We start from the raw sequence: 10,735 nt of genomic DNA, 5'->3' as shown, positions 1-10,735 counted from the left end.
GTCTCAACAAAGTCGTGCACCATCGCGTGGTTTCCTACGACGTTGCGGGGGACTTCTTGAGCGATTCTTCCTTTCTCCAGGATAAGGATTCGCTGGGAAAGGGCTGAAATAAAATTGAGATTTTGCTCGACAAGCAGAAAAGTGCGGGTTCCATCTTTCGATAGTTGCAAAAGCGTTTCGATGATTTCATCGATGATCGACGGTTGAATGCCCTCGGTCGGTTCATCAAGCAAGATGAGTTTGGGTCGAGAACACAGGCATCTGGCCAGCGCAAGGAGCTGCTGTTCGCCGCCTGAGAGCGCGCCGCCCGGGCGTGACAAATATGCTTTCAGTCGCGGAAAGATCGTCAGGATCTCCTCGACCATCTCGCGGTCCCGATTCTTTGCGCGGACGCAGCCCATGCGCAAATTCTCTTCCACTGTGAGGTTGGTGAAGATCTCGCGGCCTTGCGGCACGAAACCTACCCCCGATCGGGCCCGGGCAGTCGGCGATCTGGATGTGGCGTCGGCACCGAAAAGGCGGACATATCCTTGTGTCGCCGGCAAGTACCCCATCAAGGTGCGCAACAGCGTGGTCTTACCCATCCCGTTGTTACCCAAAATACTTAGGAATTCGCCTTTGGTGATGTCGAACGATATGCCGTTGAGAATTGGGATGCGGCCATAGCCTGAATGCAACTGACCCACACTGAGGACATCCCCTGGCGATGCAGCGTTGGTCATCATTCTCGTCCTCCCAGCGTTTCTTTGCCGAGATAGACGTCGCGCACCGTCTTGTCTCGCAAGACATCGTGCACATTCCCTTCAATCAGAACTGACCCGCGATTGAACACGGTGACGACATCGGCAATCTTGCGAATAAAGGACATGTCGTGCTCGACGACGATCACCGCCTGAGTCTTGTTGATCTCAAGAATGAGTTCTGCCGTGCGGTCGATCTCGGCATGGCTCATGCCGGCCGCCGGTTCATCCAAAAGGACTAGGTCCGGCTCTTGCGAGAGTACCATCGCCAGTTCGGTCCACTGGCGTTGACCATGAGCGAGGACGCCGACAATCTTATCTGCAAGTGCCGTCAGTCCAAGCCGGTCTAGCGTGTCTGAGGCGATCTGTTCGGCTCTCCGGATCGATTTGCCGCGTGCTGCGGCCATGACTAGGTTTTCCCGCACGCACAAGCCGTTGAAGAGATTTGGAACCTGCGTCTTGATGCCGACTCCCATGCGCGCAATGTCGAACGGATGTGATCCTGAAATCTCGATGTCGCGCAACTTGATCGACCCGGAGGTCGGGACGATTTGCCCCGTCAGCATCTTGAAGAACGTGCTCTTGCCGGCGCCATTTGGCCCGATGAGGCAACGGAGTTCCCTTGGCCTAAGCGTGAAATTAACGTCCTTGATCGCAGTCAGCCCGCCAAACTGTTTCGTGACGCTGTCAGCTCGCAGGAGAGGAGCAATAGGATCGGCTAGACCGGTGCTTCCCATGGTCTCGGTCATGGTCTTTTGCCCCGTCCGCTATCCGTGTCGGAATGAGATCTTTGCTGATCGAGGGTCTCTGGGCGTTGGAGGATTTCGGAAATGCGAGTCAACACAAGACCTGCGGTTGGTAAAAGCCCCTTGGGCACTACCAAAACGAACAGGATCAGCAGTAAACCCGTCGCAAGGCTGGGATCAAGAAGCCGCTGGTCGCCCATGGAATTCACGATCCCTTGGATAAGTACTGCGCCGAATATAGGACCCGCGAGGGTACCCAGGCCGCCCGCAAGCACCGATATGAGGGCCAGGGCAGACATGGTGAGGGCAAAAACTGCCGGGCTGATGAAGCCCGCCCAGTTGACGTATAGACAGCCCGCTAGCCCAGCTACACCTGCTCCGATAACGAACGCCGTCAACTTGTAGAAACGGGGATCATATCCGACGAGCTCCGCGCGCGTTTCGTTTTCACGGATCGCGACGATGACACGCCCCAGCCGGACGGCAAGAATGAAGCGCAGCAACGCATAACAGCCAATCAGGGCGGCCATGGTAAGGTACCAGACGCCTGTGGTATCGAACTGCCAACCTTTAAATCCAGGGACGTTCAGCGGAGGCACCGCAGGGATGCCGTTGAAGCCGCCCATTGCCACTCGGCCGATCCGGTATTGGTTTCCCGATGTCGCGTTGACGAGTTGGAACAATATGATGGATACGGTGAGCGTGATGACACCGACATAAACGTCACTGACCCTGCCGTAGAACATGAAGTAGCCTAAAAGCGTCGCAAACAGCATGGGCACGATGATCGCCAGCATCAGCGGGACCGTACTTTCACCAATGTTTATAGCGGAGATCGCATAAGCATAGGCGCCTAGCCCGAAAAACGAAGCTTGGCCGAAACACAAAATCCCGCCGAACCCCCATATGAAGCCTTGGCTCAGCCCATATATCGCCACGACAAACAAAAGCGTGGCTTGAAGAAGGGAGAATGGATTCAATACGGCCGGCAGCACCAGCGTTATGGCAAGCAATGTTGCTATGGTTGCGCATGCGCCCGCACATCCCGCCGCAGAAAAGTTTAGCATCCGTCCAGATGACGAACTCATAGGCTCCGCCTCCAGAAGGTTCCAGTTATGCCTGTTGGCAGAATACGGATAAGCACCACTGCAGTAGTCAGCAATACAAGGTTTGCGACGACCGGCCCCGCGCGGAAGGCGGTGATCCCCTCAATGGTGCCAAAGAGCGTTGCTGCAATGCCGGTGCCGGTAATGACGGCGGCGCCGGCGGTGAGAACCGTGATAAAGGCGCTTACGATATAGGCGCCACCCATGGTCGGAGAGATGCCCGACAACGGCGCGAGGACGCCCCCCGCGAGACCTGCCATGGCCGAGCCGAGGGCGAATGTTGCGAGATAGACTGTCGCCGGCCTGACGCCAAGAGCTGCGGCTGTGTCTGGCCGTTCCATGGTCGCACGCAAGATCAAGCCAAAACGGGTGGTCCGCAACGCGATGTAGAGACCTGCGAACAGCAAAACGGCAATGATGACTATGACGAGGCCAAATCCGCTGACCGAGTACGCACCTATAGAAAAACTACCGACTGGAGACGGCACGGACCGCACCCCATTGCCGTAAATTGTGGCAATGGAACCCGTCAACCCGAGGCTCAAACCCCAGGTCGCCAGCATCGTATCGAGCATTCGGCCATAGAGGAACCGGATGACGGTGCGCTCAATGATCATTCCAAAGACACCTACCGTCAACGGCGGCAGCACGAGCATGGAAATCCAGATGTTGAAGCCCGCATCGTTGGCGATCATGAACGTGTAGGCGCCAAGCATCATGAACTCGCCATGGGCCAGGTTGATGACGCGCATCATCCCGTAAATTATGCCAAGGCCCAATGTGACCAGGGCGATGGTCGCAATGCCCGTAAGAATATTGTAACCAAGCAGCCCGACGACATTCATGATGCTTGCTCCTTAGAAGATCGGTTCGAATTGCTCGTTGGTGTCTGGCGACTTGATAAGGTCGCAGCGATCGCCGGCATCGTTGGCGGCTTGTGCGTCGAACGAGCCGAGAAGTTCCGAATTCCGATCCTTTGAGATAGCCAGATAGGTCGGCCTGGTCGTGTGGTGGGTCTTAGGGTCAATCGTAACGAGACCGGACGGACCCTTGATGCTGAGTCCGCTTTCCAGTGCGGCGAGAAGTGCACCCCGCTCGAGTGTCCCGGCCTTTTTTACGCCTTCGGCCCAGAGCATGATGCCTTCATAGGTGCATGCATCCAGTTCGCTCATGCCTGTAAGATCGGAACCGAACTTGTCTTTCATCTTCTTGACGAAGTCGTTGCTGTCCGCCGTGTCGATATTGGGATACCAACCGTAGCTCGTCAGAATACCGTCGGTTGTGGACACATCCATCTGGTTAAGTTCGTCGCTCAGCCCGAAAACGTTGGATGCAATAGGGATCTTGCGGGCCATGCCGGCGGCATCCCATTGACGATAAAAGCCCGTCTGCGCGCCGCCCACCAGCACCGAGAACAGGAAGTCGGGCTGTTCCGATTGAATGCGGCTGATGGTCGACGAATAGTTGGTCGCATCGAGCGGGAAGAAATCGGCTGCGGCCACGCTGCCACCGCCTTCCTCGATGAACTTGCGGATCCAGTTGGCCGTGATCTGGCCGAAATTGTAGTCCGCTGCGAGGATGTAAACCTTCTTGCCCCAATTCTTTAGCGCATATTCGATCAGATGTCTGATGGTCTGCGCCGGCGTCGTTCCGGTGCAAAAGGTATTCCGGTCGCACACCCCGCCTTCGTAAAGTGTGTTGTAGAAATAAGGGATCTGGGCACGACCGAAAATCGGTCGGATTGCTTCGCGCGACGCAGAGGTCAGGCCGCCATGCACGACATCGACTTTGTCCTGTAGCGCCAGGCGCTGGGCATATTGACTGTAAGGCTGCATTGCGGATTGCGTGTCATAGCTGACCAACTCGATCTGACGCCCCAGCAGTCCGCCGGCGGCATTGAGGTCTTCAACCGCCAATTGGGTGGTTTGCACCATTGGCTTGCCTTCCAAACTTAAAGGACCGGTTTCGTCCATGAGACAGCCAAGCTTGATGGGGCCGTCTTGCGCGAAAGCGTTGCGGACAAACGCTGGCATTGCAAGCGTTGCGGCGCCAGCCAACGCCAACTTTAAAGCTGAGCGGCGGTGTATTTTTCGACTGATCAGTTCATTCATGATAAACTCTCCTCTGTTTTGCATGTCCAATCACTCACGCAGCACACTGCGCGTTCATTTTGTTATTGTTATTCTGTCGTCCGTCCCCGCGCGTCGATCGGCCAGATGTCGACCAGGACGTCACCCCTCACGCAGTGGTAGAAACCGTATTGCGCGACGGTCGGGTCGCAGTGTGACGTCACGAGTTCCAGTCGTGCGCCGAGACGCGGTTGCTCAACGCCCTTTGCCAGCTTGATGCGCCCGTGCTCATCGCCACTAAATTCATAGGCGGAACTAGCCAACGAGGGCGTGGTCAGGCGGGGCCGAGCGCCATTGAGCGCCAAGGCTTTAGTGCCAGCGTCAACGGTCACGGTACCAAGGACATTGCGGCTGATCACCGACGTTTGCACGAACAGCGAGACGTCAAATGGCCACTGCTGGCCGGGCCGATATTCAATCCGCTCGTAGTCGGCATCCATAAGCGGGTATGAACCAGCCTGAATTTCGGTAAACGGGCCGGAACTGCCGTCAAAGGCGTGCGTTCCTGTCCCGCCACCCGAGACGATCGGCGTTTCAAAGCCGTTCTGTGACAAGTGATTGAGTATCGAAGAGATGAAAAGTCCGGCTTCTGCGGTGACCCGCGCCCGCTCCTCGTAGTCCGCGGTATGTTGAAGTTGGCCGCCATAAGCTTGCACTCCGCAGAACAGCACACCGTCCAGTCGTCGAGCCAGCCGAGCAAGCATCAGCGCCTCCGCTGGGCCAGCGACGCCAGTGCGTCCGAACCCCAGCTCGATATCGATCAGGATATTGACGGAAACACCGGCCGCGCGTGCGGCGTTGGCGATTGCCTCGATATTTTCCGAAGCATCGACGACGATCATTGTGTCGGCAGCCCGCCGAGTTAGATCGATCAGGCGGGCAATCTGGAAATCCGTTGTCACGGGAGAGGTGATCAGCAAACTGGTCACGCCGGCGCGTTGCATGATTTGGGCTTCGTCCAGCGTAGCACAGCAAATGCCAATCGCCCCCGCTTGCAATTGCATCATCGCGATCTTGGAGCACTTGTGTGATTTGGCATGAGGCCTGAGCGCGCGCCCAAACCGTTTCATTGTTTCCGCCATAACGCCGATATTGCGCTCCAGAATGTCGAGGTCGAGGACGAGGATAGGGGTGCCAAAAGCATACCGTGATCCAGCCTCTCCTCTTGGCAGTACGGATGCCTCCGATTGCTCTTTTGCCTTATTCAGCATGGCTGGCAATCTCCTCGAAGTGGCTCACGAACCAAACCAAAAGTCGTACGCTTTCAGCCCAGTCAGCTATCTCCATCGCCTCTTCCGGGTTATGGCTGCCCTTATCGTTGCGGACGAAGATCAGCGCTGACGGAACACCGCTTTCGGCAAAGTCGCCCGCATCGTGCCCAGCGCCGCTCATGATGCTTTCCGCCGGGATGCAGAGTTCGTGGGCGCCTTTGATCAATTGCCGGCAAAAACTATCATTCATGTCGACCGGCACATCGCCGGTGAGAGTAGAAAACTCGAAACGCACACCACGCTCTTTTGAAATACGATTAGCCGTATCCATCAGCGTTCGCTCGACCCGATCCAAGGTCTCGGCTGAAAGACTTCTTGCGTCGAATGAAAATTCGACCTGCCCGGGAACCGTCGTTACCGAGTGCCTTTGGTAGTCGGTGACGAACTTGCCGAACGTGACGACAAGGTCCCCGCCTTCATCTTCTTCTATGTCGCGCCAGAGGCGGTCCATCGCACAGACCAACTCGGCGACCGCAAAGACGGCATCATTGCGCAATGCGCGCGGCAATGTGCCCGAATGTCCATATGCGCCGTGGCAAATCGCTCTGCGGCAGCGGCGATTGCCGCGTATCCCCACAGCGACTCCGAGCGGATGCTTGCGTCTGACCAAGACTGGCCCCTGCTCGATGTGCACTTCGACATAGCCCGCGATCGTTTGCGGATCGCGGAGCGGCGTGCCGAACGCAATTTTGGAGATGTCGACGCCTGCCTCTTCCATATGTTCGGCGAGCGTGCGGTAGGTGTCTACCCGGCGGGCTTCGCTCAAAATTTCAGCGGGCAAAGTTCCGAGCATGGCGCGGCTCCCGACATGCTGGGCTCCGAACCAGGCGCTTTCCTCCGATCGGATAGCCATAACGTGGATATCCCGAGAAGGTATGCGCCCGCTTTTTATGAGAGTCGCGACGCATGCGAGGCCGGCGAGTACACCCGCCAGACCATCGAAGTTTCCGCCCTGTGGCACCGCGTCGAGATGGGAGCCGATGACCAGCGGGGGAAGGGCGCTGTTCTGGCCCTTCAGTACCATCGTCATGTTCAAGGCCGCGTCATGGGTGACCTCAAGGCCAAGTTCAGCTGCCGCTTTTGCGACAACTTCATGCGCCATCTGCTCGCCTTTGCCGTAGGCCGCGCGTGTGAACCCAACGCCGTCGAAAGACCGTCTTCCAATCAGCTCGAACAACGGCTCCGCAAAGGTTATGCCGGTCTCGAGGGCTTGCGAGATTGAGGGGGAGGAAGACATTCTCAGAGCGCTCCGCCAGCCTTGCGGTACCAGTCCAGGATCTGGCTGCCGTTCATGAACACGGTGTCGTCGCGGGCCAGCAATTGATCGATGACCGCAGTCAGATGGTTAATGCGGTGCGCGACGCCGGATAGATGCGGATGAAGGGGAATCGTTAGAACGCGTGGTTGCTTCTGTTCCGCGATCTCCCGCTCGAAGGTCTTGATTGTTTCCTCGATGCGCATGCGCATCTCGGCCGATGAGTGCTTCTCAATGGCGAAAATGACGCTGTCGTTAATGTCCAGCCCATAAGGTAGCGAGACCATCGGCCCATGCTTGGTATTCAGCAGCGTCGGGATGTCGTCGATCACCCATTGACAGACATATTCGATGCCGTTTTCGCGAAGGTGATCGAGAGTATCAAAGCTTTCGGACCAGCCTGGGCTCATCCAGCCGACCGGCCGTTTTCCGGTGAAGGCCTGGAGAGCTTCAATGGAGGCCTTAATTAGCGAAGCTTCATCGGTCTCGCCGCCCAAGGCGCGCTGATGCATGCCGTGGCCAATAAACTCCCACCCCGCATCCCTCACCGCTGACGCGAGACTTGGGTAGACTTCAAGAACACTGGCATTGATGCTCGCGCTTACCGGAATGTTGCGGGACGTGAACAGATCAAGCAGACGCGGCATTCCGGCGCGATTGCCGTATTCTGACCAGCAGAAATTCGGCAGATCCGGAACATGCGATCGGCCATGCGGTGGAATGACAATGGTGCGTGGGGTCAGCTGTTCGTACGCCCAATATTCGATGTTGACAACGACATGAACGATGAGCGGTTTGCCGCGTGGAGGCGACAACTGTTTATGATCGGTCGTAAGCAGATATGGCGCGCGGGGATTCGACGGCATGGATACATCCTGTTCCGCTATTGGCTCTGGCTCGCGTAGTGGCGATAATGGTCGTGAATGCGCGTCCGAAGATCGGCCGCCATTTTGATGTTGGCTGAATCCTTGGGCCGACGGGCTTTCCTGGCGGCCTCGGCTGCCTCATCGACAATCGCGTTGAAGCTTGCGCTGGTAAACTTGCCGTCGCGAAACAAAATACGGCCCTCAACCATGGTAAGACGCGTATCGCCGCCCCGGGCGCGCGCAAGAAACGCCTCGAGCAGCGGCATGTCGTTGTCCAGATAGGGCTCGCGCGTGGTGTCGAGCGAGAACGCTACTAGATCTGCCCGCATGCCTTTTCTTATCTCGCCGATCTCGCCGGGAAATTGCGCAGCAACGGCTCCGTTTACGGTCGCCATCGCCAGCAGATCGTCGACTTGCGGGGCTGGAGAGCCTTTCCATTCGGGATCACGCGCCAGGTAGCTGGCTAGCCGCAATTCAGACAGAAGATCTTCGTCATCTGATAGGGTGTGGTTGTCCGTCCCGATGGCGACACGAACGCCCTGCGCCATATAACGCGCTATGGGGGCAATGCCGTTGCTGAGCCGTAAATTGCATCCGGGATTTCGAACCACGGTGGCCCCGGTGCGGGCCAGGACGTCCGCATCCTCTTCATTTGCCCATACACAGTGCGCGACAACCGTGCGCTCATTCATGGCGCCCAGAGACTCAAGTCTTTTGAAGACACCTTCTGGATAGAGTTCGCCCATTGCTTTGCGCTGGATCGGCGATTCAAGCGCGTGCATATGCATGCCCAAGCCCTTGTCGGCGGCGTCCTTAGCCAACGTTCCAAAGAGTTCGTCAGTCACCCATTGTGGACCAGCGGGGCCGTAGCACAGCCGAATCCGCGGATGGTTTTCGAATTCGCCGAGCAGGCGGCCCATTAGCGCGACAGTCGCCTGTCCGTTACCGGCATAGGCGCCAGTCGATGCGTTCGCGAGCATGGCTCTTGTTTCAAGCGGCAGACCCGCCATGAAGCATGCTTCATGAGGAGGATATACCGATCCGCCCCGATCCATCGCGCCGAGACACATCGTGACTCGGATGCCGGCCTCATCATAACCCCGGCACTGATCGCGAAACTCCTGTTCGTAGTCGCCCGAGCCAAATGCAAAGTTGGCTTGGACTGCGGTCGTGACCCCGTTTGCGAGCATGTTGAGAGCCGTCAACTTTGCCAGTGGGTAAGCATCGAGAATCCCCCGCGCGCGCCGCTGGGCCACCCATGTCTCCAGCGGGAGGTCATGGTGGCCAATTTGAATTTGGCTCAAACCGCGGCCATGCTGGTGCGCGTTGATCAGGCCAGGCATCAGAATGCAGCCGGTCAGGTCCAGCACCTCGGCGTGCTGCCATCGCGTCCGAAGCGACGGCAATTCTCCGATCTCAACGACACGGCCCTCGGCCACCACAACGCCGACGCCCGACATCAGGCTAGCTGCCGATGAGCTGGGCAATAGGTGGCTTGGATGGAGGATCATTGCTTCAGGCATCAATTTTCGCATTTCGCATTTTGCATTCAAATTGCGCCGGCTGTAAACACCTGATTTGCAGTTTGGAAGGATCTAAGAGGATTCTTGGTCGGAGATTCCGAGGATCTTTCGCACCGCATCCGCCTTGTGCCCCAAATGCTCGCGCATCAACGCAGCTAAGCGTGGGCCGTCCCGGTCTTCGAGAGCCTGAATGATGTTCTCGTGGTCGACGATTGATCGTTCGAGCTCTGCGCCACTTTCTTCATTCTGGTAGCGAATGCTGTGAATTCTGACTTCGAGTTGCTGATAAAAGTTCACTAACTCGGGATTCTGCGACGCTTCCAGCAAAGCGTAGTGGATCGAACGATTGACTTTCGAGAACGAAAGCCAATCTTTTTTCTGGGCCCTCTCGATCATCTTGTCATGCAGTTTGCGAATCGCGGCAGCTTGCGAATCGGTGATTCGCGCGCAGGCCAGTTCGGCGCCCAAGGCTTCCAGCGCGCCGATAATTGGAAAAAGATTGTCGATCTCCTTGGCTGACAAGGTCGCGACAGTGGCGCCACGATTTGTGTGAAGCTGAATGAGGCCTTCAAAGGCAAGGACCTTAAGGGCCTCTCGCAAGGGCGTGCGTGATACACCGATCTGCTCGCACAATTCGCGTTCGGAGATTTTGTCGCCGGGCTTCAGCTTGCCGTCCAAAATCATGTCGCGAAGAATTGGGACGACTTCGTCGTGCAGGGAGTTGCGCGGAGCGATCAATGGTTTCTGCAAGAATTACAACCTTTTCTGACTCGCCTGTCGCAAGATCGTCAAAATATCTTGTGTGGGAAAGGCCGCAAGTCCATGCGCGGCCTTTCCCACTGTCATCGGCTTGGGAGGCCTATGCAGCGATGGCGGATTCGCTCTTGTTGAGCTTCTCTATCATCGAATCCGTGGTCTCGATCTGTGCGAAAGCCATGGCGAGAGTTGCACAGACCGCCTTTTGGATTTCCTCAGCAGTCACGTCGGGGAGATCGAACGTCGCCGTGCCGTCGCTGATGAAGAAGACCTGAAAGTCGCGCATATTGGCTTCACGCGCTGTCGTCTCGCAGCAGACATTCGTGGTGATGCCCGTCACGAT

General features: G+C 57.1%; 11 protein-coding genes. All 11 read right to left on the bottom strand.

Going from position 1 to position 10,735, the window contains the following annotated elements; translation table 11 throughout:
* Window positions 1-725 (bottom strand): ABC transporter ATP-binding protein (locus tag EN943_RS29765; RefSeq protein ID WP_245476022.1); only part of this gene is annotated, 725 nt, incomplete at its 3' end.
* Window positions 722-1,489: an ATP-binding cassette domain-containing protein gene (locus tag EN943_RS29760; protein WP_245476021.1), complete on the bottom strand. Its 768-nt coding sequence runs from the start codon at window positions 1,487-1,489 to the stop codon at window positions 722-724. The genes EN943_RS29765 and EN943_RS29760, both read right to left, overlap by 4 nt.
* On the bottom strand, window positions 1,486-2,574 hold the full coding sequence (locus EN943_RS29755; RefSeq protein WP_245476020.1) for a branched-chain amino acid ABC transporter permease: 1,089 nt from the start codon (window positions 2,572-2,574) through the stop codon (window positions 1,486-1,488). The genes EN943_RS29760 and EN943_RS29755 overlap by 4 nt, the downstream gene beginning before the upstream one ends.
* Window positions 2,571-3,437 carry a branched-chain amino acid ABC transporter permease gene (locus tag EN943_RS29750; RefSeq protein WP_127415709.1) on the bottom strand — a complete coding sequence of 289 codons (867 nt, stop codon included), beginning with the start codon at window positions 3,435-3,437 and terminating at the stop codon, window positions 2,571-2,573. The genes EN943_RS29755 and EN943_RS29750 overlap by 4 nt, the downstream gene beginning before the upstream one ends.
* Window positions 3,438-3,449: 12 nt before the next feature.
* Window positions 3,450-4,703, bottom strand: a complete 1,254-nt coding sequence (locus EN943_RS29745; RefSeq protein ID WP_127415708.1) for an ABC transporter substrate-binding protein — start codon at window positions 4,701-4,703, stop codon at window positions 3,450-3,452.
* A gap of 68 nt (window positions 4,704-4,771) precedes the next feature.
* The gene (locus tag EN943_RS29740; RefSeq protein ID WP_127415707.1) at window positions 4,772-5,932 is read right to left on the bottom strand and encodes a DSD1 family PLP-dependent enzyme; all 1,161 of its coding nucleotides are present in this window, start codon (window positions 5,930-5,932) and stop codon (window positions 4,772-4,774) included.
* Window positions 5,922-7,229, bottom strand: a complete 1,308-nt coding sequence (locus EN943_RS29735; protein WP_127415706.1) for a hydantoinase/carbamoylase family amidase — start codon at window positions 7,227-7,229, stop codon at window positions 5,922-5,924. The genes EN943_RS29740 and EN943_RS29735 overlap by 11 nt, the downstream gene beginning before the upstream one ends.
* Before the next feature lie 2 nt (window positions 7,230-7,231).
* Window positions 7,232-8,113, bottom strand: coding sequence for a polysaccharide deacetylase family protein (locus EN943_RS29730; RefSeq protein ID WP_127415705.1), 882 nt, complete (start codon window positions 8,111-8,113; stop codon window positions 7,232-7,234).
* 17 nt (window positions 8,114-8,130) lie between these two features.
* Window positions 8,131-9,636 (bottom strand): amidohydrolase family protein, encoded by a 1,506-nt coding sequence (locus EN943_RS29725; protein ID WP_164778449.1) that lies wholly within the window; start codon window positions 9,634-9,636, stop codon window positions 8,131-8,133.
* A gap of 72 nt (window positions 9,637-9,708) precedes the next feature.
* Complete coding sequence (locus EN943_RS29720) at window positions 9,709-10,386, bottom strand: GntR family transcriptional regulator (protein WP_245476019.1); 678 nt, start codon at window positions 10,384-10,386, stop codon at window positions 9,709-9,711.
* 109 nt (window positions 10,387-10,495) lie between these two features.
* Window positions 10,496-10,735, bottom strand: a 240-nt coding sequence (locus EN943_RS29715) for an isochorismatase family protein (RefSeq protein WP_127415703.1), incomplete at its 5' end; no start/stop codon positions are given.

The organism is Mesorhizobium sp. M7A.F.Ca.US.006.01.1.1, assembly GCF_003997935.1.
Lineage (GTDB): Bacteria > Pseudomonadota > Alphaproteobacteria > Rhizobiales > Rhizobiaceae > Mesorhizobium.
Note: the sequence above shows the minus strand (reverse complement) of the source record. Positions and strands in the feature narration are given on the sequence as shown.

What these genes read in the sequence shown, in the direction of transcription:
- EN943_RS29760 (WP_245476021.1), bottom strand. Translation starts at nt 1,489, where the DNA reads ATGACCGAGACCATGGGAAGCACCGGTCTAGCCGATCCTATTGCTCCT.
- EN943_RS29755 (WP_245476020.1), bottom strand. Translation starts at nt 2,574, where the DNA reads ATGAGTTCGTCATCTGGACGGATGCTAAACTTTTCTGCGGCGGGATGT.
- EN943_RS29750 (WP_127415709.1), bottom strand. Translation starts at nt 3,437, where the DNA reads ATGAATGTCGTCGGGCTGCTTGGTTACAATATTCTTACGGGCATTGCG.
- EN943_RS29745 (WP_127415708.1), bottom strand. Translation starts at nt 4,703, where the DNA reads ATGAATGAACTGATCAGTCGAAAAATACACCGCCGCTCAGCTTTAAAG.
- EN943_RS29740 (WP_127415707.1), bottom strand. Translation starts at nt 5,932, where the DNA reads ATGCTGAATAAGGCAAAAGAGCAATCGGAGGCATCCGTACTGCCAAGA.
- EN943_RS29735 (WP_127415706.1), bottom strand. Translation starts at nt 7,229, where the DNA reads ATGTCTTCCTCCCCCTCAATCTCGCAAGCCCTCGAGACCGGCATAACC.
- EN943_RS29730 (WP_127415705.1), bottom strand. Translation starts at nt 8,113, where the DNA reads ATGCCGTCGAATCCCCGCGCGCCATATCTGCTTACGACCGATCATAAA.
- EN943_RS29725 (WP_164778449.1), bottom strand. Translation starts at nt 9,636, where the DNA reads ATGCCTGAAGCAATGATCCTCCATCCAAGCCACCTATTGCCCAGCTCA.